Origin of the sequence: Legionella quinlivanii, from assembly GCF_003265995.1 — a bacterium.
In the GTDB taxonomy this organism is placed as follows: domain Bacteria; phylum Pseudomonadota; class Gammaproteobacteria; order Legionellales; family Legionellaceae; genus Legionella_C; species Legionella_C quinlivanii_A.
This window is the reverse complement of sequence record NZ_MVJN01000002.1, coordinates 107,883-131,630: the sequence shown is the minus strand read 5'-3', so window position 1 is coordinate 131,630 and position 23,748 is coordinate 107,883. Positions and strand designations below refer to the sequence as shown.

The window sequence follows — 23,748 nt, the reverse complement described above, 5'->3', positions numbered from 1 at the left end:
GTTTCTTATGATATACTAGTCGAAATTTTGAATGAGACGATTCTCCTATGCAAACGCTATTACCGCCAGCCGAGTGGGCTACATGGCTGACTCATAAAGCGGCATTGACTGAAAAATTAAGGCAGGAGACGGGCGATGCGCGTCTGGAATTAATTCAGCAGGTCATGACAAAACGCAATTGGTGGGATCGATTTTTCCTAGGTATCTCGGAAGAAAGTGTAATTCATCGGGATGTAATGATATTTTCAGGGAATCAATGCTGCTGGTTTGCACGTTCTGTGATACCAGAATCCACTTTTGAGCAGAATAACTCTTTTTTTAATCGATTACAAAAGGAATCCCTGGGGCAGATCGTTTTTAACAGCCCAAATGTGGAGCGAGTGTCTTTAAGTCATTATTCTATCGATAACAATTTTCAGGAATATTATTGGATTAAAGAAGAATTAATACGAAACGCTTCTAAACTCTGGGTACGTTATTCACGATTTATTATCAACGGTCATTTTCCATTTTATCTGATAGAAATTTTATTGCCTGATTTGTCGAGGATTAAAAAATGAATTGGCATGCCTATTATCGATTAGGGCGTTTTGATAAACCTATTGGAATTATCTTACTGTGGAGTCCTTCCGCCTGGGGTTTATGGTTTGCCAATAAGGGCCATCCTTCCCTGATGTTATTTCTGCAGTTTTTAGCCGGCACTATTTTAATGCGGGCTGCGGGTTGTGTCATCAATGATATTGCTGATCGAAAAATTGATTGCCATGTTCGACGCACACAACATCGGCCTTTGACCGCAGGGGAGATCCCGCTTAAAAATGCCTTGGTCTACCTGTTCTTTCTGCTGTTTGCTGCCCTGATGATCCTGGTTCAACTACCGCTGACCTGCACATATTATGCCCTATTCGCATTGCTCATCACCATTATGTATCCTTTTTGCAAACGCTTTATTCAGGCCCCGCAGGTGGTGTTGGGATTGGCTTTTTCAATGGGTATCCCAATGGCTTATGCTGCTTCCCATGTTCCCCTGGATTCTATCGCAATCTGTTTGCTTCTCATCAATTTTCTGTGGACAGTCGCCTATGATACAGAATATGCAATGGCTGATCGTGAAGATGATTTGAAAATTGGAGTTAAATCGAGTGCTATCCTGTTTGCAGATAATGATCGTTTGATAATTGGTTTATTGCAGGCAGTCGTTCACGCCCTTTGGTTCTATTTACTGCTCAGTGCCCAGTTGTTTAATGGCGTGCTGGCACTGTGCTGGATAGCCGCAGGAGCCAATTTGTTCTATCAGCAATATCTAATCAGCAACCGTGAGCCTGCTGCCTGTTTCAGAGCGTTCATTAGTAATGCCTGGTATGGTCTTTTCTTATGGCTGGGGATGGTTGTCGGTTTTTGAAACTCAGGCAGTTATCAGCTCATCCAGCAGACTGCTTGCTCCAATTCTGAACCAGGAAGGGGCGATTTCTTTTTTGAGTAATAGCGTTGCCATTTCAGCGTAGAGAAATGCGTCCTCAGTTTTACGAACACCGCCCGAGGCTTTAAACCCGACTGAGGCGCCAGAATCCTGAATAGCTTTGAGAAGAGTGTAGGCAGATAAGGGTGTTGCGCCAATGGCAATTTTGCCAGTCGAGGTCTTTAGGAAATCACAGCCCAAATCTATAAGCTCGCGAGCCAGGATATACAAAGAGTCTGACTCTGTAAACTGACCGGTTTCCACAATTACTTTGAATAAAACATTTCGATGCTGACATAAGGATAGAGCTTGCCGACAGCGCTCAAGTGCTTGCTGTTTGTATCCTTTCAGGTACAGCGAGTAGGGAAAAACATAATCTATTTCATCAACTGGATAAGCCGATAGAGTGTCTTCCAGTTGTGACATTACCAATGCCGCTGGCAAATCGCCACTGGGAAAGTTAAGCACGGTCGCTCTTTTGCAGATATCCTGGGGTGCCAGAAAGGCTAAATGTTGCGGGTAGATGCAAAGAGCGGCCACTTTATACTGATTCGCTTTGAATTGCAGCTCGCTAATCTGTTGTTCAGTGGCTTTCTCATCCAACAATGTTAAATCAATGCAGGATACAATAGCCTGCCGGGACTGTGCTGTCTTGATATCCTGCTTTTCCAGACAAAAGTCTGCAAATCCGGTTTCTATATTCATGCCAGACTAGCAATAAATTCTTTAACCAGAATATTTAAACGCCTGGCTGCCTGATTGGCCATTTCCACTACCGAATCATGACTATGACTGCAGCTTGCAAGCCCTGTGGCGTGGTTGGTAATGGTGGCAATAACTGCTACTTTCATTCCACAATGATTAGCGACCAGTACTTCAGGCACAGTTGACATGCCTACGGCATCCGCACCTAAAATACGAAATGCGCGAATTTCAGCTGCTGTTTCATAATTAGGGCCAATCACTGAAATGTAGACGCCTTCATGCAGCCTGATTTGAGTCTGTTCTGCAATTTGCAGAAACTTCTGACGCATTGCCAGATCATAGGCGTTATCCAGCGGGAAGAAACGTGGTCCGAATTCTTCTTCATTATGACCTACCAATGGGTTGCCTGGCTGAAGGTTGATGTGGTCGGTGATCAGCATTAATTCACCGGGGCCTACTTCCTCACGTAAAGAGCCTGAGGCATTAGTGGCAAGAAAATATTCGCATCCCAATAATTTCAGTGTACGTATATAATTTTTGACAATCTCATGGTTCTGACCTTCATAGCTGTGCGCTCTGCCTTGCAGACATGCGATATTAACACCTGCCAGTTTTCCCAATACCAGATTACCGCTATGCCCTTTGACTGTTGTGCAGGGAAATCCGGGCAGGCTGTCGTAGCTGATAGTCACCGCGTCTTCAATCTGTTCTGCAAAACTTCCCAGCCCTGATCCCAATACAATACCAATCAGAGGTTTAAAATCAGGCAATATTTTGCGAATTTCTGAAACAGCCAGAGAAGGGGTGCTTTTAGTGATTTCGTTCATTTTACAATCGATTTAAAACTAAAAAGAGGAAGGAATATACTGGGTAATTGCAGTAATGACAAGTGGCGTTGCTGCATAAAATAGGATCATGCAACTAACCTGTAGTCTTTGCGAGTGTAGCGAAGCAACCCAGATAGAAACTTGAAGGTCTGGAGGTGGATTGCTTCGCTAATGCTCGCAAAGACGGTTTTTGTGATCTATCTCTCGTTGCTATACACAAACAGGCTGATTGCTTAAGATGGGTAGAATGATTCTGACCTGCAAACCACCCTGAGGACGATTATACGCCTTAATCTGGCCTTGATGCAGCTTCACTGCTTTTTGGGCAATCGACAGACCTAGACCATATCCACCTGTTTTCTTTTCTCTGGATGTGTCAACCCGATAAAAGGGATTGAAGATATTCTCGAGCTGGTCTTCCGGAACTCCCGGGCCGCAATCACAGATATCTATCAGCAAATTGTCCTCTACTATATCTATATGGACGGTAACGAGTTTATTGGGAGGCGAATAACGTAAGCCATTGCGAATAATGTTTTCTATGGCTCTGTGAATCAGGCGCTCGTCAATAAAGAGAACACAATCGACACTGTTTTGTAAGCTTACCAGTGGTTTTGAATTGGCAAACTCATAATTTGCATCAGCAATAATCCGGGTAAGTAATTCTTTAATATTGCAGGGTGTACGCTGCAGTTCATCTGCGGATTTATCAAGACGTGCGAACTGCAGGATTTCACTAATTAAGGTATTTAAACGCAGGCACTCCACTTCCATACGGCAAAATTCTGTATCTGCTGCACTTTGAGCTTTCTTGCGTCCCAGTTCTATCGCTATCTGCAATCTGGCGAGAGGTGAGCGCAATTCGTGGGAGATGTCTTGCAGCAATCGTTCTTTAGAGCTGATGATCGCTTCAAGCTTCTCCGCCATGCGGTCAAATTCTCCACTAAGCTCGGCAATTTCATCGCGACTGTGTCCTTTGAAGCTGCCTACCCGAGTATTTAATTTACCAGTGGCAATGGATCTGGCGGCCATTCTTAATGAACGAAGAGGTTGCGTCAGGTAAATTGAGAGCAAGTAGCATATAAGGCCGCTGATAAAAATGGCGATGGTCAGACGAATGGTGAGTCCTGCCCAGGGAATTTGTACAAAATGAGCCAGGGGTTTTTCACTGACAGCCACCAGACGATAGGCTTTACCTGATGTTGACAGGATCTCATGGCTGACAATAATTAAATTTCCGTATTTTATCAGGCCGTCATCAAGTTCTTCTTTAACCAGATGTTCAGTAATATCCTTAACTACATGAGGCGGCGACTGATTACCAATAATTTCACCGGTGCTGCAAATTAAGAACAATTCCATATGCCTGGCAATTCCAATCTGCGCCAGCCAGGTTTTTAAAGCGGTGTGTTTACCTGATTCAAAGGTCGCTACGGCTGCATTGGCATAACTATCCATAAAAACGTGTTCGCGTGCCGGTATTGACGATTTTTGAGCAATTTCACTGGTTACCCAGGCGGTAGTTATGATAATCAGAATGGTAGCCAGCCAAAAGGAAAGAAAGATTTTCCAGTACAGACTACGCATTAAACATATACCCAAAGCCGCGGACGGTCTTAATGAAAGGTTCGCCTTCCTGATTATCTCCAAGCTTTGTACGCAGATTGCTGATATGCACATCGATACTGCGGTCATAGGCGGTATATTTTCGTCCCAGAGCATACTCGGTTAATTCTTCCTTTGAAAACGCCTGGCCGGGGGATTTAATCAGCATTTCTAGTATATTGAATTCTGCATTGGTCAATTCCATCACCTCGCCATGATGGGTAGCGATCCGTTTGGAACAGTCTACCAGGATGTCATGATGCTCAATAACAGGACGATGAACTGGAATTTTCTGAGTCCGTCTTAATATAGCTCGTAATCTCGCGACTAATTCACGGGGATTGCAAGGCTTTGGCAGGTAATCATCGGCCCCAATTTCAAGGCCAACAATACGATCAATATCATCGCCACGAGCGGTAAGCATCAGAACAGGGGTTTCCAAATGCTCTCGAATGGCTTTCAATACTTCAAAGCCATTGAGTTTGGGTAACATCACATCAAGAATAATGGCATCAAAGGATTGGTTTAGCGCCTTTTTGACCGCGCTGTCTCCATCATGAACACAGACTACATTAAACCCCTCTGGTTCGAGATATTGCTCTAAAAGATCGGTTAATTCTGTGTCATCATCAACAATTAAAATATTACTGTTCATGCTATTTTATCCCGGAAGTCATTGATCTGAGTCCAATCATAAAGCAAACGATTGATCCAGATGTTTATCGCGTGGTCGTTTGTCCAGACAGGATAAAAGCTTAATCCGTCGGGCATCTGCATTAATTACTTTAAACTCAAACTGATCAAGGGTAATTATCTCGCCGCGCTTGGGCAAATATCCAAAACCCGCCATCACGATACCGCCGATCGTATCATAAACTTCATCACTGAAATGGCAGTTCAACTGTTCATTGAATTCCTCAATTGGCATATGTGCTTTAATAATGTATTGTGAATCGCCGTGTGCTTTTAAATAGGCTTCTTCATCGATATCAAATTCGTCTTCAATATCGCCAATAATCTGTTCGATTACATCTTCAATAGTCACGAAGCCGCTGACAGCACCATACTCGTCTACCACCAGGGCCATATGATTACGGTTATTTCGAAATTCGCTCAGCAACACATCAAGACGTTTGCTTTCGGGTACAAACGTGGCGAGACGGATAATATCACTTAAATCAAATTCGTCCTCAGTCTGCCCATTAAATCTCAATAAATCCTTGGCATGTAAAATACCGATAATATCATCCTCATCATCATCCATTACCGGAAAACGTGAATGACCGGAGCTTGTGACTGTCTCAACTATTTTATTAAAATCATCATGAAGTGATATGAAGGTAATTTGCTTTTTGGGGAGCATAATGTCTCTTACACGCATCTGACTGAATTGTATAACGCCTTCAATCATCCCCAGGGTTTCAGAGTCAATAAGAGAGCGAATTTGTGCATCTCTTAAAAGGCTGATTAATTCGTCTTTGTTTTGCGGTTCAACCTGAAGAAACTGCTTCAGTCGCACAAACCACGAACCGCCTTCGTCCTCTTTATTCAAGATGATCATCCTCTTCGTTATAGGGATTAGGAAAGCCGAATTGTTCAAGCAATTGGATTTCCTGTTGCTGCATTTGTTGCTCATCTTTGGCTTCGATGTGATCATAACCCAGCAGGTGAAGTACGCCGTGAATGATGATGTGAGCCCAATGGGATTCAAGCGATTTTTCCTGTTCACGGCTTTCTTCGTCCAACACCTGAGGACAAACGATGACATCGCCAAGAAAGGGGAAATCGAGTTCTATATGCTCAGGAATAGCGCTTGGAAAGGCAAGCACATTAGTTGGTTTGTTTTTTTTGCGATAACTGTTATTTAATTCCTGAATTTCCCCGACATCTACAAATCGTAAAGTGATTTCTGCGGAGGGCTTATGAGTGAGTAATGCGGATTGTGCCCAACTGATTACTGTTTCTTCTGCAAAGGGCAGGGGTTTCTCGCAGGCTACCTGTACATCAACGTGATAAGTCATTGTTTGTCATCCTCGGATTGCTGCTGCTCGTAGCAATCCACAATTTTTGATACCAGAGGATGTCTGACAACTTCCCGGCTTGAAAAAGTATGAATGGCAATATCGTCCAGCTTTTCAAATAATTTTACGGCATGAATTAAACCGGAGTCTATATTTTTAGGCAAGTCAATCTGCGTCATATCGCCAGTGATTACTGTTTTAGAACCAAATCCCATCCTGGTCAGGAACATTTTCATCTGCATAATCGTTGTGTTTTGCGCCTCATCAAGAATAATAAATGCCTCGTTGAGTGTTCTGCCTCGCATAAACGCCAAGGGGAGAATTTCAATAACGTCACTTTGAATGAGTTTCTGCGCTTCTTTAAAGCCGATCATCTCGTATAAGGCATCGTAAACAGGACGAAGATAAGGTAATACTTTTTCGACCAAATCACCGGGTAAAAAACCCAGTTTTTCTCCTGCTTCAACGGCAGGTCTTACAAAAACAAGCCGTTGAACTTCGCCTTTTTCAAAACATTCAATGGCTTTGGAAACTGCCAGATAAGTTTTACCTGTACCGGCAGGGCCCACAGCAAAAATTATATCATGTGAATCAATACTTGAAAGATATTCTGCCTGCCTGGGATTTCGAGCCAGGATCGTTTTTCTGCTTAGTCTGACTGGATGATGCATGGGTTTTTTAGATTCCTTTATTAGCAACAGAGATTGAACATCGTCCCGACTTATTGGCGCATCAGCCATTTCATATAAATCGACAATAATGCTGCCAGCCTGGCTGATGGAGTCTCGGGAATGGCCTGACAATGAAAAACCGCTCTGGCTCGATTTAATCGACACAGAAAATTTTTCTTCAATGAGGGAGACGTTTTCGTGGAAAATACCACATAGATTCGCCAGCCTTTCAACTGTTAGTTCAGGCAAACGAATATGTTTGTTATGTAGTGTACTGCTCAATGCAATATGGGGGATTAAATAACGTACTTTAAGGATAGTCCAAGTGATGGGTATTTCGCAAGCTGTCTCGGTCGCCCTATGTCATTCCTTCGAAGCGCTTAAGCGTCAATTAAGAGCTGAAATCCTGTGCCTTAAGTTAAGAGAATTCATAACTCCCCGGTTACGTCATCCTGAGCATCTGGTACGTCATCCTGAGCATAGCGAAGGATCTCAGACTGCTGGGGACGGAGCCAGCTTCAGGAGATCCTTCACTGCGTTCAGGATGACGTTGAGACGGCCCACAAGCTTGGAGAGGGGCTTTTCCTGGCTAGTGCCAACTCCAGATTTGCGGCAAATCCTCTTCATCCATAAAGCTTAAATCATCCTGTGTTACAGTGGTATCAGGATCTTCATTAATTTTAAATAAAGCGTCCATCAGGTCAAAACGATCACTGCTTGCAGAACTTCCCTGTGTTGCAGCTTCTGTACACGCCCGCTTACTACCAGTCGGCGCCCCATCTGTTGCTTTTCGTTTATGGGATCCAAAAAATGATTGTGAACTACGGCCAGGAGAAGCAGTCAGTGTTTTTTCTTCCCGGGGTGATTTTGCCTGCGTTGGGAGTGAAATAAATCCACCAGTCAATGCAGCATATTCTTGTTGTGTAAGATAGTTTTCTAAAACGAATAAATCGGCTGTTGACAGGTTAAGCGTTGGCATTAAGGGCTTGATTTCCTCAAGGAGCAAAATGATATTAATCGTAGATCGTTTCCCCAGAAAAAATAATAAGTCATTAAACGATTTGATCCAGTGCGATAAGGGGTAACTTTTGTTATTACAGATTGCTTTGAATTCATCGGCTGAGCCATTGGTTTCAAGCAGGCTGCAAAAAACATACTGTGCAGCTGGAAAGTTCTGCTCTCTTTCCATGATTTCATTAAAGATTGGAAAAAACTGAGTCCAGCTCAATGAGTTCAAAAGCCGAACACTTTCGGGCGGAATTAACTCAGAAGCTATCGTGGAAAAAATATCCACAAATAACTTATGGCATTGCCTGGGGGTGAGAAAGCTGCTGATTGTAATAAAATCATCTACAGAATTAATTTGTTCAGGGAGAAATTCCCTGATTTTCTCAATAGTTCGTTTACGGGTCTCAGTATCCATTTCAGACATTAATTTGACCGTTCTTTGACAAAAATAATTTCCTTCAATTATGCTGATTTTAGATCTGATTGAGTCCATTTCTTTTGTTGTAAGCGACTCGGCTATACAAACCAAATCATAGGTTGATGTGGTGACTTTTGGTACAAATCTCTTAAGGAGTTTAAATGCTTCATCACGTTGTTCAGCGGGCAAGGAGCGAAACAATGCACTAAGTCTATCCGCCGTCTTACTACCCATTTTACTGAAACGTGATTTGAAGATTTCAAATAGCTCTATGCGCTCTTCATCTGTCTGGGCGACTACCTCAAACAGGTCTCTCATATAATAAAAGGAATTAATGCATTTCAACATAGCTGCCTTTGTTTCACGAAAAACTCTAAGCCGCTGCTTTGTATCAAGGTATTTAAAGGGCCCATAAATATAGTCACTAGCCCTTTGAAACAGTGAGGATAATTGAGACTTGCTTAAAATTTGTTCCAAAACATATTGACGCTCTGATTCAGCAAGATAAGGAATAATAATCCCTGCATCCGTAGAAAAAGATTTTAACCAGAAGTGAAGTTTTGGCTTGATCACGTTAGTGAATAGTATTTTTCTTTCTGGTGCAGCGAGAGCTTGCAGCATACCGGACAGCATCTGGGTTGAATTGCAATCGAGTCTGGATAAATCTTTTTCAATAAGGTTGAAAAAGAATTTGACCCATTTTCGAGCATCGGCAAGCGCAAGAGATTCTTCAGGGGAGAGACTGGATTCAATGCGTGAATCCACGTCTGCAATATCTTTTACACTGAGCGGCGGGTTTAAACGATTGCCAGCCTGATTCAGTATATAAAGCTGTTTCCTGGAAAACGGTTCGGCAATCTGCGTGAAATGATAATAAGATTTTATCGCCTTCGTATTCACTAATGAGCTGAGCAGACAAGTATGGTTGCAGTGCAGTGGGAAACTGAGATTATCTTCATGCATCGATATCTCTGGAATTTCTGCAGGAGTTAAATTCTTTTGCAGTTTCTTGTTTCCCAGACTTTCCAGTAATTCTTTGAACAGCACTTCTGACAAAGTATTGAATAACTTCAGCAAATGACGTGAGGATGTGACCCAGGTTTTCAGCTTCTCTTTATTGGATTCAAATATTCCTGTTCGGTTTAATGTATGTCGAGAGGAGTAAATCGAGATAAAATCATCTAAATTTTTAATCTTGACGGTATCATCCACCAGGCCATTTGGAAATACTATTTTCCGATGCTCAGGAGATAGTGCATTATAAACCCTGGTGCGATCTTTAATTTTTGAAGTTAAAGCAGGAAGCTTATCTTTCATTGCATCGAAGAGTTTATCTTTACGCCCAGAATAAGCGAAGCATCGAAAAGAATAAATCTGGCAGAAACTTTCTGCCGAGCTTATCGATTGTATAATCGTCTCAAAAAGAGTATTGATAAGCAGAGACCTTTTATTTTGCTCAAGTACAAAGAGAAGTGCGTTCTCAAACTTCTTCGGCGAACTGATACAAAGTTTAATGAGATAGTCGCGAAGATGATTGCAAAGAGCGACACATCGCTCATTATCCAGCGTATGGAGTAAATGAGTTAGCAATGGAACCAGATGATGCAGCCTTTTTACTGAACCATTCATAAGCATTCTGCTTAACCCGCCTAATGTGGCATTCAGTTTGCCGGGTGAGGTGGTGAGAGCAAAATAAATCAGCGGCGTACTGTTATTGATTGAGAGCAGATTCGCAGCGATGGACGGATCAGAACAAAGCTCTTCCAGCTCCTTTTCATCAAGCGCCTCAAGAATCCCGAAATCATCAGAATGATTAAAAGTCACCTCCAGTTTGAGTCCATCCTTAATTATGCGGTTTATACCCAGGCGATCATATCCATGAAGTGGTTCTTTGTTGGCGAGTTTTTGCCTGAAGGATTCTTTTATGGTGTGGAAGCGTTTAATTGCTTCTTCACTTATGGCGCTTTGTTTTTTATCACCCAGGGCGACCTCGGCGAGTACGGCTCCATGATTTTTCAGAAGCATATCCAGTTCGTTGCCAAGCGAAATGAGACAAGTGGCAGGGTTTTCCTGATTATTTTTTTTGAAAGCAAAGCGCTTTAATTTTTCAAGATGTGGTTTAAGTGTGGTCGGGATAGATGCAGCAGGTGGTTGTTGCTCCTTGATACTAATAATTCCCAGATTTTTCAGGGCCTGATAAATAATCTGACGTGCTTCTTCCAACTGCTCTTCAGTGGGGATTAAGCCTTTCAGAACTGTAATGGACTTAACAAGCGTCTCTCTTTCGGTGAAAGGTAGTTGATTAAAGGCATTAAGAATTTTGTTCAGCACTTGCTTAGAGTAGGGTGGTTGTGAAGGTCCAATCAGTTCGCGAATTTTATCCATGAAGGGACGGATTTCATCAGGACTTTCCAAATGATCTTTCAATTGATCATATTGTGTAAGAGCTTGTTGAACTGCCTCCTGGGCCTGCTTAAATTGCTGGTCGTCGTCTGCCAGTTTTTTTAAAGGAGTGATGAATGCCTCAATGGATTCTTTATCTCCGGCTGGCAGTTGCTCAAATGATTTGAGCCCTTTTTCAAGCAGGCTTTTTGAGTATGGCTGTATGTTTGGGGCTGTAAAGCCACGAATTTTATTAATAAAAACTTGTACTTGTTTAGGCACTTTGGAATGATCTTCAATTTCTTCATACCATGCTAAAAAATCAAAAATATTTTTATCAAAAAAATGGCCCGCTGTACGCTCTTCTCCTACTCCATGTCGACTGTTCTCGAGCATTTTTTGTCGAAGAATGCCTAGCTGACCTAAAAGGTTCGCATGATTTAGAGAAAGCGCATCAAAATGTAGTTTTGCCTCAAAAAGTTCTTTCGTATCCAAAGAATAATGGGTCAATCGGTATATTTCATTGTCGCTGATCCTGATTGATTGCGGATCAGTATCATCATCAAAATATGGGTTATCCAGACGGGGTATTCCAATGCTCTCATTTAATAAAAGTAAAACTTTTACAGGAAGTAAATGAGTTCCCGCATTATTCAGAATATGAGTAGAAAAAATGTGAGTGAGATCATCAGTTTTCAGATCTGTATTGGCTATCAAATCAGGATAATCATTATGATTCGATATAGCGCATTGTAAATCCGGCATTAAATAGAGTAATGGATTTTGGGGCTTATGAATGGCTACCAGTTTAGCGGCTTGACACCAGACTTCAGTAATTTTATGAGTTGGTAACGCGGTGTAACAAAGCATACTGTTTTTTATGAACTTCCAATTCTTTCTCAATGCCTTCTCTATGGCCTCTACAGGCTCTCTGGTTTGGCCTATATCGGTCAATATTTCGAAGCAGCGTTGTGCGTAAGCAAAGAGTACCTTTTCATGGAGACTCAGTGGCTGTAATGCTTCTTTATAAGTGTTGATAATCTTTTGAAGCGTATCTTTGGATTGATTAATAAAATTTTGAGTGATTTCGTTCATTTTGACTTTTCTACAAACTTTCTGAGCGCGTATTCTACTGGATATTTAATTATTTATCCATCTTGTATAAAATTTGAATTAACCGGGAGTGTGGAAAAACAGATAAGCTGATATAATCAGTTACTATTAGACAGCTGGAAGAATTTGCATTCTTCAAACCAAAGCGATACCCAAATGATTGATTTACACTGCCACAGCACATTTTCTGATGGTCTGCACTCTCCGGAAGAATTACTGAATAAAGCGCTCCAGGCAAAGCTTGAAATAATGGCATTGACCGATCATGACACGATAGAAGGCAGTATTCGTCTCATCGAATTGGCGCAACACCAAGCAATTCGTATAATTCCTGGGATAGAAATCAGTACGCGATGGAAGAAATACGATATTCATATTCTGGGTTATCAACTGGATTTGCAGAGCGAACACTTAAGTGCACTCATTAAGAGCCAGGAAGCCAATCGTCATCAACGCGCATTGGAAATAGCGGAAAAACTGACTCAGCTTGGGATTGAAGATGTCCTCAGTAAAGTAACTTTAATTGCGGGCCATCGCCGCATTGGTCGTCCGCATTTTGCGCAGCTGTTGATTGATGAGGGTAGAGTAGTTGAAAAACAGGCCGCATTTAGCCGTTTTCTTGGTCATGGAAAAATTGCCTATGTACCAACCCCCTGGGTTTCGATTGAAGAGGCGGTGCAAACAATTATCCAGGCTGGCGGCCAGGCGGTGTTAGCCCATCCTGCAAAATATAAATTAACCCGTACCAAACTGCATGAGTTGATCACTGTATTTAAGGAGGCAGGCGGAGAGGGTATGGAAGTGGTTTCGGGTGAGGGAATGGCGAATGAAACCCAGGAACTCGCGGGGCTTTGTCTTCGCTATCAGTTACTTGCCTCAAGCGGCTCTGATTTTCATGGTGAGGGAATGTCAAGAATATCCCTGGGTCGACAGGCCAGACTACCAGAGTATTGCAAGCCAATTTGGCAGGAATGGTAGCTGATTCTCAGCGATTTAAATCAACCCTCACCCTACGCCCTCTCCCAGCTTGGGAGAGGGGACTTTTTAAATGAATCTTTCCTAAAGTCCTCTCTCCCCTCAGGGGAGAGAGTTAGAGAGAGGGGATTTTCTCTTGCTATCTTAGAAATCCAGTTTCAAGCTCCATACCTTCACTCTCAAGTTCCTCCTTCAACCAGTCATCAATTTCTCCATTGAATATGGAACTGAATGAGTTTGATAGGGCGTCAGTCTTCTCCAGGGAATAAGTACTCTGTGGTTGTTCATGGCCAGGCTCCGCGCGGTGTTGCCGTTTGCAATCTTTCATGCGAGCATCAGCATTTTTCCGCTTTAACCCAAAAAAAGCCTGTGGATTACGGCCAAGGTAATCGATTTGCATCCTGTCCTCCTGAGCGTGCTCCTTACTCTCGCTGAGCGCTGGAAAACATTGAACTGTTTTCTGGTATTCAGCAGGGAGTAAGCAATGGCTCAACCTGATTTTCTCGCTGGCCGATGGATTGAGCGTTTGTAAAAAAGGTTTGGCAGCCTCAAGAAACAAGTCGGTATTCAGAAATAAACCTCTTTGCATGAAATAAATAAAATCCTCGATGGTATGAAGCCAATTAGACAGAAGAAAATGAGGATTGTTGCAAAAACCTAAAAATTTGTCCGGCGCATCATTAAGGGTTTCCAGCATAAGGCAGAAAATAGTGCGGGATAATTGCTTGGGAAGATTCCTGGTTATTTCTGGATAAATCAGACAAGCCTTTTCAAACTCCAATAATTCAAGGAAATTAAGATAATCACCTATGGCCGTTAAGCGAGGAGCGATTAGGTGAAGCGTTTTTGAGATCAACAGCCGATAGGGCGCAGGGGGCAGATATTTGTTCAGCTCAATCAGTACGCTTAATGAAATACCGCCCTGCGAAGCATCCGCAAATGCTCCAATCAGAGTATCAAAGACGGCCTCGGATATCAATTCCGGGCGTTTTTTGCAAGCTTCATGATAGATTAAAAAGCCCTGTACCCAATCTAGCGATTGAATAAATTGAAGGTACTCATTCATCCCATACAGAAGAGGCGATAATTTATCAAAGCACATTATGAATAGAGCACCGCACTGAGTTGAACTTAGAAATTTACTGAGCTCAGAAAAGTCTTTGAGTGAATTGATTTGAGAAGGAAGAAAATCAAAAGTAATATCCACTGCTGCTGCACGCTCACCGGCAGTCATATGGCGAAGCTCATGCAAAGTTTCTGTAATCGAATACTGGTTTGCTTTAAACTTTATTTTAGAGCGTATCTGTTCAAATTGTCTCTTGTTCAGAGACCGACAAATTAAAATCAGGTCCCTTGCTGAGCTAATATGTTCAGGTATAAATCTTTTCAAAAGATCGAAGGCTTCCTGAATTTGTGTATCCTCTAAACAAGAAAAGAGTTGACTGATAGTGTCCGCATCTTTGCCTTTCCAACGGCTTAAATTGTTTTTGAATAAATCAAACAGCTCCTTATTTTCTTTTTTGGGACGGGCTAAATTGCTTAATAACTGAGTGAAGGCTCCAAACGAATTAATACATTTTTGCAGGGAGTGTCTCTGACTTGAAAATATAATATGGATTTGTTCGGGTTCAAGAAATCTGTAGGGGCCATCTATAAAATCACTTTGTTTAGTAAATAGCTGCGAGAGCTGAAGATTGTCAAAGACGAACTTATTAATAATTCGACGTTGAATAGGATTCAGATAAAATAACAGATTTGTCCAATCCTGAGGCTTGCGAATTAAAATAGCCAATTTGGGCTGAATATATTTGTCAAATACTATATCGCGCTGCGCTTCACTCAGTCCTTTCAGCACTTGTGAGATAACATAAGTGGAATTGTGTAATAACCCTTCGATGCGAAATTCAATACGTTCAAAAAGATAAGTAATATGGGCTCTGGAGATATTTAAAAAATGACGATCTGCTCCACTGAGAAGCAATTCATACTCAGCGTTTGTTTCCGGAAGAGGGCCGCTCATGTCAAAACGCTGGACCTTTCGCATTACCTCCTGCTGCTCTTGGTAGATAGGTTCGATGGCATCCCATAAACACTGAAAGGAATGAACGTTTTCAATGCTAGTCAATGGAACAATCAAAGAAAGATAATTATGAGGAATCTGATTGGAATATTTACTTGAAAGTGCAGAGCGTACTTCTCGTGAGCTCGTTTTTATTTCCAATTTATCAAGCTGTATTTCTGAAAGCAGCTCATCAAATTGATACGATATAAGGATTTTAAATAGTTGCAATAAATGAGTTGATGATTTAATCCACGTTAGAAGCATAGGCTTGTATGATGCGAACAAATGCTCCCGTTCCTGAAAATTTAAGCTATTGAAAAGTGCAATAAACTGATTGAGCGTTTTTACCTTATCTGATTGATTCATCAGACCATCAGGAAAAATGAGATCACGATGCTCAGTTCTCAGTCTGTTATACAACTGAGTACTGCCATTTATTGTTCTCATCATAGCAGGAAGTCTAGGTCGCATTTGATTAAAAAATAGTTCATTTTTCTCTATGCTGTTCGTATGAAGCAGCGAATAAACTTTACAAAAAGAGGCTGCTGTTTTAATCGAGTCTGGAAGTTCATTGATTATGGTATCAAGCAAAAGTTGTTTTTTGGGCTGTCTAAGCGGCACAAGAAGATCACCGGAAAAAATACTCGTTTTATCGGTACATAAACGAAGGATATAGCCCTTAATTCTTTCGTATATCAACTTGCACTGCTCAATCTCAAAGGCATCGGAAAGATGGAGCAACAAGGGAATTAATTTTTCCAGATTTTTTTGTGCCCCATTAAGTAATGACTGGCTTAGGCCGTCCAGAAGCGCATACAGTTTATCGGTTGAGGCAGTCAGGGCAAAGAGAATTAGCTGGTCGGTATTCCTTCTGTGAAGTAAAGACAATACCAGCCTTTCATCAGTACACAGCGAGGTAATCTCATCTGCACTTAGCGTTTCTAAAATTTCCAGGTCCTGAGAATGCTCAAATGACAGTCTGAGATTCAACTCATTGAGAATGTTACGATTTAACATTAATTTGTCATGACCATTCAGTGGTTCACCCTTATCCAGTTTTTCCTTAAATGATTCTTTAACTGATCGGAAATCTTTGAGTGCTTTTTCCATTAACACTTGTTGCCGGTCATCACTCGTTTTGATTCGAGATAATGCTTCAGAATGCCTGATCAACAGATTATCCAGTTTGGTTCCCAAAATAGAGAGGCAGGTGTTGGGATCTTCCTGATTATTTTTTTTAAACGCGTATCGTTTGAGCTTGCCTAGTTTATGAGCGAGCGGTTCGGGAATGGCATGAGGAAGAGGGTTATTGTGTGTGGCGGTTGCGATAATACCTAATTGCACAAGTAATTGATAAATGATTTGCCTTGCTTCTTCCAGTTGCTCCGGACCGGGATTATTCATTGCCACAATTGTTTTCAAAGGAGCAAAAAAATGCTGAAACACATTTTTATCATCCGGAGATAATTGTTCAACGATTTGAAGGGTCTTCACAATGAGCGATCTTTTAAAAGGCCTGACCAGAGGACCGCTGAAATCACGAAGTGTTTGAATGAACAGCCTGACTTCATTGGGTTCTTCACTATGATCTTCAATTTCATTATACCAACTGATGAAATCCAGCATGCTATTATCAAAATATGCACCCGCTTCCAATTCAGTTCCCTGGCCTCCCTGCCTGCTGTTTTCTTTCATCTTCTTGCGCAGGAGTCTTAGCTGACCTAATAAACCCTCATTGTTTTCAGCAAGCACATCAAAACGTTGCTTTGCTTCATAGATAATTTGTGTATCAAAAGAATAATGGTATAAACGGGAAGTTTCCTTTTCCTTTAGTTCAACTAATGCCGGATCAGTATTATCATCGAAATAGGGGTTATAAATTACCGGCAAGCCCACCGTTTCATCCAGTTTAAGCAAGGTGCTTAAGGGAATAAGATGAGTGCCTGCATCATTCAAAATATGTGTGGACAGAATTTTCAGGAGATCCATTTCCCATTGGCCAGTTGTTTGATTATAAACCGGAGTTAGATCAGGATAATCAAAATGCTGAGAGATTACACACTGCAATTCAGGAATTAATAATAAAAGTGGATTTACAGGTTCTTCGGCTCTGGATCTGGAGGAAGCTATCAGCTTCGCCGCTTCACACCAGATAGCGGTCAATGGATGAAATGGTAAGGCTGTATATGAAAGTAAACTGTTTCTTATCAACTTCCAATTATTCCGAAGGGCTTGCTCCAATGCTTCTAATGGATTTTGCGAATCAATTAATTCACGAAGCAGCTTTGCACAACGTATAGTATATGCCTGGATGGATTTTTCATGCATATTCTGCAAAGGACCCATTGAATCAAATTCTGCAATCACATTGGCAAGTGTTTCCAGGCTGTTGTCTAAAAATAATTGAATATCGTTGCTCATTGGGCCTCTTATTTGTCTAAATGGCGGTGTATATTTATCCACTTTACTGACTTTCTACAACGTAGGTGAAAAACCAGAGTGAACTCAAAATTTATCTTATAAATCCAGTCTCGAAATCCATAGATTCACTCTCGGGTTCTTCCCTCAACCAGTCGTCACAAGTTTCATTCCATCCAGTGAATAATGATTCAATCGAACGTGCTAAAGAAGGCTCCTCTTCATCCGAGAGATTGTAGGTATGACCACAATCAATCATTTCCCGGCGTAGTCGTTTGCTGTCTCTGCATTCATTGACGGCTTTACGTTTCGTTGAGCCAAAAAAAGCATGAGAGTTGGTACCTGGAGAGTCGATTCCGGGTTGACCTTCTTGTTCCTGGGCTGGAAAACATTTAATTGTTGCCGCGCATTCGGCTGGTGATAAACGTTGTCTTAGCCTGTCTATTTCACTGGCTGATGGATTAAATGTTTGCAGGATGGGTGTAGCTGCTTTGAAGAGCAATTCGGTATTTAGAAATAAGTTTTTCTCCATGAAGAAAATGAAATCATCCAGGTTGCGAATCCAATAGGACAGAGGAAAATAAGGGTTATTGCAAATTCTCAGAAACTTATCCGGGTCACCACTTAAACTTTCGAGCAGCAAACAGAAAATGGTTCTGGATAAATGTAAATCCTCAGAGAGTTCCCTGGCTATTTCTAAATAAATTACATAGGCCTGTTCAAACTCTAATGATTGGAGCAGGTTCAGGTAATCGCTTGCCGTCGTTAAAGCCGGTGTCATTTTGTGAATAGTTTTAGAGAACAATAGCTGGCATTCGGAAATTGATAAGTACTTGCCCAGATTGATGAACTCTTTTTGTGAGAGGCTGCTCAGCGGAGCCGAATTAAAAGTATCAACCAGAGATTCAAAAATACCTGTCGTTAGAAGTTCCGGACATTTCTTTCCAGCCTCTCGATAAATCATACAGGCTTGTGTCAATCGCAATGATTTAAGAAATTCAATGCTCTGGTTGACATCAGAAAGACTGACTAAATTATCAACGCATAATAAAAATAGATCTCGGCACTGAGTGTTACTTAAGAAGCTGCTGAGCCGGGAAAATTGTCGAGGTGAATGGATTTGCCTGGGAAGGAAATCAAAAATTGTTTCTATGGTTGCTGCCCATTCGCCTGGTTTCATTGTGCCAAGTTCAAGAGCCGTCTCTTCAAGAGAATGTTCATGTGTTTCCAATTTAATCCTTGGGCTTATTTCCTGAAGCTGGGCTTTTGTCAGAAAACGGCCAATTGAAACAAGATCTTTCGCTGATTTAATAAGATCAGGAATAAATCTTTTCAACAGGTCGAAGGCCTCCTGGAGTTCGGAAGGCCCCAGGCATGAAAAAAGAGTGCCGAGAGTGAATGCACTCTTGCCCTGCCAGCGGCAGAACCTGTATTTAAACAAATCAAAGATTTCCTTGTTTTCTTTGTTGGGGCGACCTGTTTTTCTCAAAAATTCAGAAAATGATTTGAATGATTTAATGCCTTCCAGTAAGACCTCTTTTTGAGTTGAGAAAATAATGCGACACTGTCCTTCGTCAAGATACTGGAAGGGAGCCCTGTTAAAAGAGTTCATATCAGAGAATAGTTCGAGATTCTCAAGATTATGAAATACAAAACGATTGATTATTTCCCTTTGCTGGGGAGATAGATAAATCAATAAATTCTTCCAATCAGTCGTTGTTTTCAGCAAATCCCTTAAGTGGGGTATTATATACTTGTCAAAAACACTATCGCGTTGCTGGATACTGAGGCCTTGAAGTACATTGACAACTGCATAAGTACCAATGCGTGATAACTCCCCCAGACGAAATTCGACACTTTCAAAAAGAGTATTAATATGCTGTTCTGAGCTGAGTAGAAACTGGCGATCTTCGGCATCAAGTAATTCCAGAGCGCAGCCAGTTACCGATGAGGAGCTGCCCACTGTATACACACTGGCTTTTTCGAAGACCCGCTGCCGCTCCTGATGAATGAGTTGGATAGCATGACTTAGACTATGAAAAGAACCGATGTTGGAAAAATCAGTTAATGTGACAAGCAAATGAAGATACCGTCTGGGTATATAGCTCCCCACATACTTGCTTTCAAGTGCAGAACGAACCTCAGTGGGGCTTGTTTTTTCCAGTTTATCCAGTTGAATTTCTGAAAGCAGTTCATCAAAGTGTGCCGGTATTAAAATCCTGAGTAACTGTAATAATTGGGCTGATGATTGAACCCATGCCGCTAGCTGGCCTTTGTAAGGTTGAAACAAATCTCTCTGTTCATAGTCATGTAAATTAGAGTAAAGCGATTTAAACTCATTAAACGTTTTTACCGGAACAGACTGATAGGCTAAGCCATTTGGAAATATTATCATCCGATGCTCAGGCGACAATTTCTTGTATACCAGTGTGCGATTATTCACTGTGTTCATCAAGGACGGCAGCTTTCCTCGCATTTGATTGAAAAAAACCGTCCTTTTTTCGGTGTTATGTGTTGAGATTACTCTATAGACTTTGCAAAAAGAGTCTGCTGTTGTAATCCGTTTTGAAAGCTCGTCGATAATTGTACCCAAGAGGAGATTATTTTTTTGCTGATCAAGCTCAGCAATCAGGTCCCAGGAGAACTGGGATGGTCTGTTTATGCATAATCGAACCAGATAATCTTTCGTGGTTTCGTAAACAGCCCGGCATTGTTCTATATCCAGAGCTTCTGAAAGATGGCGCAACAATGGAATCAACCTATCCAGTGCTTTCTGATGGAATGGAAGCAGAGACATGCTTAACCCCTTCAGCAGCGCATGCAATTTGTCAGTTGAGGTGGTCAGGGCGAACAGAATTAACTGATCTCTAACGCGTGGATCAAGTAAAGAGGCAGCGAGCCTTCCATCGTTACAAATGCTGGTAATTTCATCGGGGCTAAGGCTTTCCAGAATGTCTAAATCTTCAGGTTCCTGAAAAGAATAAGAGATTTGTAATTTATCAAGAACCTGGGGATTTAGAGGGAGTTTATCATGACCATTTAAAGGTTCGGAATTATCGAGTTTTCTCTGAAATGCTTCTTTCGCCGCTTTGAGAATTTTTAAGGCTTCTTCTGCCAGCGATTGCTGCCTGTTTGTGCTGGTTTTTATTTTAGCCAAAACCTCATGATATTTAATTAATAGTTCATCCAGTCTTGTCCCTAAAATAGAAAGACAGGTGCTGGGATTTTCGCGATTATCTTTCTTAAAAGCATAGCGTTTCAGGCTGGATACCTTATCAGCAAGGGTTTCCGGAAGCACCCTTTGCAAGGGAGGTATATTGGTTGAAGAGGCAATAATACCTAGTTGTACCAGCAAGTTATAAATAATTTGGCGAGCCTCTTCCAATTGCTGTTCATCAGGCTTATCCATTGCAACAAGGGTTTTGAGAGGGGCAAAATAGTTCTGAAAAAATTCATTGTCCTCTGGCGGCAGCTGTTCGACAATTTCGAGAGTTTCAACAATAAGACCTTTGTTGAATGGATTTACTACAGGCCCGCTGAAACCGCGGAGTCTTTGAATATACTGGTGAATTTCTTCCGGTTCATTGGAATGATCTTCGATGGCATTATACCAGGTGATAAAATCCATAAGACTTTTATCAAAAAACTGACCTGCCGCCAATTCGCTTCCTCTTCCATGAACACTGTTTTCTTTCATTTTTTTGCGAAGCAAAGTCAGCTGGCCTAATAAATCATCATTATTTGCCGCCAGAGCGTCAAACTGCTGCTTTGACTCATAGATAGTCTGGGTATCCAATGAGAAATGGAAGATACGGAAGATTTCTTTTTCATTCAATTGAACCACAGAGGGGTCTGTATCGTCATCAATATAAGGATTATAAATTGTTGGCAGACCCACTGCCTCGTCTTGCCTGAGCAGGCAGCGCAGTGGAATCAAATGGGTGCCCGCGTCATTCAGTATGTGAGTGGATATAATTTTCAGCAGGTCCATTTCCCATTTCCCTGTCGTCTGATTGGAGACGGGCAGCAAATCAGGGTAGTCCTCATGCACCGAGACGACGCATTGTAGACCAGGAATTAAAAATAAAAGGGGATTGGCAGGTTCCTGAGATTTGGGTTTGGATAAGGCAACCCATTTTGCTGCATCACACCAGAACGCCGTCACCGGGTGAAACGGTAGGGCCGTATATGAAAGAAGGCTTTTTTTTATTAATTCCCAATTGTCTTTAAGGGCTTGTTCCAGCGCTTCTGAAATGTTTTCTGATTCGGATAATTCCACAAATACCTGATGGCAATGGAGAGTATAGGCTCGAATTGCTTTTTCATGCATCGTCTGCAAAGGGTCTGTTGATTCAATTTCCTTTGCCATATCTGAAAGTGATGCCAGAGTTTTGCCTATAAATTCGCGAATTTCGTTATCCATTGTGTCTCTAATAAAACCTATGTGGTCTGTCATTGTACTAAGAGTTGGGTTTGTAATCCAGCTTTTCTTTGCTGCCATTGACTAATCAGGAAACAATTGGAATAAAACATTTTATCTCGAATTATGGTATAATCCGTCATTATAAAAAGCACATTGAATGGATAGGATTAAAATTCATTGTAAATAACTATCGCATTCGAGGAATAAATTATGAGTTTTAAAGAGCTGGGATTGATTGAGCCCTTGGTTTTGGCAACCAGCGAACTGGGATACCTTAAGCCATCTCCTATTCAGACGCAGGCCATTCCTGCTGTTTTGGGGGGAAGAGATGTTCTGGCTTCCGCACAGACAGGTACAGGAAAAACAGCAGGTTTTGTTTTGCCTCTTTTACAAAAAATACATGATAAACCACGGGCAAGATCCAACCGGGCTCTCATTTTGATACTAACTCCAACCAGAGAGCTGGCAGCGCAGGTCCATGAAAGTATTTTGGAATATGGGCGTCATTTATCATTGCGTTCCGCTGTTGTTTTTGGCGGGGTAAAAATTAATCCTCAGATGATGAAGTTACGCAGCGGTGTTGAATTATTAGTTGCAACTCCAGGACGTTTGCTGGATTTACATCAGCAGCGAGCGATTTCCTTTGATCAGATTAATACTCTGGTGCTCGATGAGGCCGATCGAATGCTCGATATGGGTTTTATCCACGACATTAAACGGATTATCAGCTTGTTACCAAAGAATCGGCAGAATCTTTTGTTTTCAGCTACTTTTTCCGATCAGATTCGTTCACTTGTGAAAAATATTCTCAACAATCCTGTGGAAATTGATGTGGCCCCCCGCAACACTACTGTGGCGACAATTAAACAAACCGTTCATCCGGTCGATAAAGGTCGGAAAGCGGCATTGCTCGGCCATCTGATTCATAAAAATAAATGGGGACAGACGATAGTATTCTCGCGTACCAAACATGGGGCAAACAAGCTGGTCAAACAATTGGCTGAACAGCAGATCTATGCCGCAGCAATTCATGGCAATAAATCACAGTCACAGCGCACCAAGGTTTTAGCCGAGTTCAAAGCGGGTACATTGCATATCCTGGTTGCTACTGATATTGCAGCGCGAGGAATTGATATTGATCAACTGCCCTGTGTGGTTAATTTTGATTTACCGCAAGTGGCTGAAGATTATGTCCATCGCATTGGCCGCACCGGTCGTGCGGGTGCTGACGGCTTGGCTGTGTCCCTGGTAAGCGCCGATGAAGTGGGTCAGTTAAATGCCATTGAAAAATTAATCAAACGCAAATTAAACCGGGTTGAAATTGAAGATTTTGAACCTAATCACAATTTACCTGCTTCAGTTCCTAACAAGACTCCTCCCGGAAAAGCTGTGGCATTCAAGAGGAGAAAACCCCTCGGTGCTGACAAGCAGCAGGCGAAGCGAAATCGCAGACCTGCTTAATAAAGTATTCGTACAAATCGTCTCAACGTCATCCTGAACGCAGTGAAGGATCTCCTGAATCTGGCTCAGTTCCAAGCAGTTTGGGATCCTTCGCTACGCTCAGGATGATGTACCTGGGAAGTTACCAGTATTCTGTACCAGTGATCCTGTTCGCAGGATTGATCAGAGTTTGAAAGCTGCACAGAAACAAAATTAAATGA

General features: G+C 41.8%; 14 protein-coding genes. 4 read left to right on the top strand and 10 right to left on the bottom strand.

The genetic code is table 11. The features are described 5' to 3' along the window. The first annotated feature begins 47 nt into the window (after window positions 1–47). Entirely contained in the window at window positions 48–560 is a 513-nt protein-coding gene (locus B1207_RS02625; RefSeq protein WP_112218449.1) for a chorismate--pyruvate lyase family protein, read from the top strand. After that, window positions 557–1,402 (top strand): 4-hydroxybenzoate octaprenyltransferase, encoded by an 846-nt coding sequence (ubiA, locus tag B1207_RS02620; RefSeq protein WP_112218448.1) that lies wholly within the window; start codon window positions 557–559, stop codon window positions 1,400–1,402. The genes B1207_RS02625 and ubiA overlap by 4 nt, the downstream gene beginning before the upstream one ends. Window positions 1,403–1,405: 3 nt before the next feature. Here the strand turns inward: ubiA and B1207_RS02615 are convergent, their stop codons facing one another. The 8 genes from B1207_RS02615 to B1207_RS02580 form a co-directional block, all read right to left on the bottom strand. Continuing rightward, window positions 1,406–2,164 (bottom strand): deoxyribose-phosphate aldolase, encoded by a 759-nt coding sequence (locus B1207_RS02615; protein WP_112218447.1) that lies wholly within the window; start codon window positions 2,162–2,164, stop codon window positions 1,406–1,408. Then, window positions 2,161–2,991: a purine-nucleoside phosphorylase gene (locus tag B1207_RS02610; protein ID WP_112218446.1), complete on the bottom strand. Its 831-nt coding sequence runs from the start codon at window positions 2,989–2,991 to the stop codon at window positions 2,161–2,163. Before B1207_RS02610 ends, B1207_RS02615 begins: the two co-directional genes overlap by 4 nt. Before the next feature lie 210 nt (window positions 2,992–3,201). Then, window positions 3,202–4,578, bottom strand: a complete 1,377-nt coding sequence (gene cpxA, locus B1207_RS02605; protein WP_112218445.1) for a two-component system sensor histidine kinase CpxA — start codon at window positions 4,576–4,578, stop codon at window positions 3,202–3,204. Beyond that, window positions 4,571–5,251, bottom strand: a complete 681-nt coding sequence (gene cpxR, locus B1207_RS02600) for a two-component system response regulator CpxR (RefSeq protein ID WP_112218444.1) — start codon at window positions 5,249–5,251, stop codon at window positions 4,571–4,573. Before cpxR ends, cpxA begins: the two co-directional genes overlap by 8 nt. Before the next feature lie 36 nt (window positions 5,252–5,287). Then, entirely contained in the window at window positions 5,288–6,148 is an 861-nt protein-coding gene (locus B1207_RS02595; RefSeq protein WP_112218443.1) for an HlyC/CorC family transporter, read from the bottom strand. Continuing rightward, window positions 6,141–6,617 carry an rRNA maturation RNase YbeY gene (ybeY, locus tag B1207_RS02590; RefSeq protein WP_112218442.1) on the bottom strand — a complete coding sequence of 159 codons (477 nt, stop codon included), beginning with the start codon at window positions 6,615–6,617 and terminating at the stop codon, window positions 6,141–6,143. Before ybeY ends, B1207_RS02595 begins: the two co-directional genes overlap by 8 nt. Beyond that, window positions 6,614–7,570, bottom strand: a complete 957-nt coding sequence (locus tag B1207_RS02585; RefSeq protein ID WP_058508377.1) for a PhoH family protein — start codon at window positions 7,568–7,570, stop codon at window positions 6,614–6,616. Before B1207_RS02585 ends, ybeY begins: the two co-directional genes overlap by 4 nt. A 307-nt stretch (window positions 7,571–7,877) precedes the next feature. Next, a complete protein-coding gene (locus B1207_RS02580; protein WP_112218441.1) occupies window positions 7,878–12,191 on the bottom strand; it encodes a hypothetical protein in 4,314 nt (1,437 codons plus the stop codon). Between the two features lie 174 nt (window positions 12,192–12,365). Between B1207_RS02580 and B1207_RS02575 the strand changes: the two genes are divergently transcribed. Beyond that, complete coding sequence (locus B1207_RS02575; RefSeq protein ID WP_112218440.1) at window positions 12,366–13,187, top strand: PHP domain-containing protein; 822 nt, start codon at window positions 12,366–12,368, stop codon at window positions 13,185–13,187. A gap of 136 nt (window positions 13,188–13,323) precedes the next feature. Here B1207_RS02575 and B1207_RS02570 read toward each other — a convergent pair whose 3' ends face one another. After that, window positions 13,324–17,667, bottom strand: coding sequence for a hypothetical protein (locus tag B1207_RS02570; RefSeq protein ID WP_112218439.1), 4,344 nt, complete (start codon window positions 17,665–17,667; stop codon window positions 13,324–13,326). Between the two features lie 91 nt (window positions 17,668–17,758). Then, the gene (locus B1207_RS02565) at window positions 17,759–22,087 is read right to left on the bottom strand and encodes a hypothetical protein (protein WP_112218438.1); all 4,329 of its coding nucleotides are present in this window, start codon (window positions 22,085–22,087) and stop codon (window positions 17,759–17,761) included. A 210-nt stretch (window positions 22,088–22,297) separates the two neighbouring features. Between B1207_RS02565 and B1207_RS02560 the strand changes: the two genes are divergently transcribed. After that, window positions 22,298–23,548 (top strand): DEAD/DEAH box helicase, encoded by a 1,251-nt coding sequence (locus tag B1207_RS02560; RefSeq protein WP_112218437.1) that lies wholly within the window; start codon window positions 22,298–22,300, stop codon window positions 23,546–23,548. Window positions 23,549–23,748: the final 200 nt, after the last annotated feature.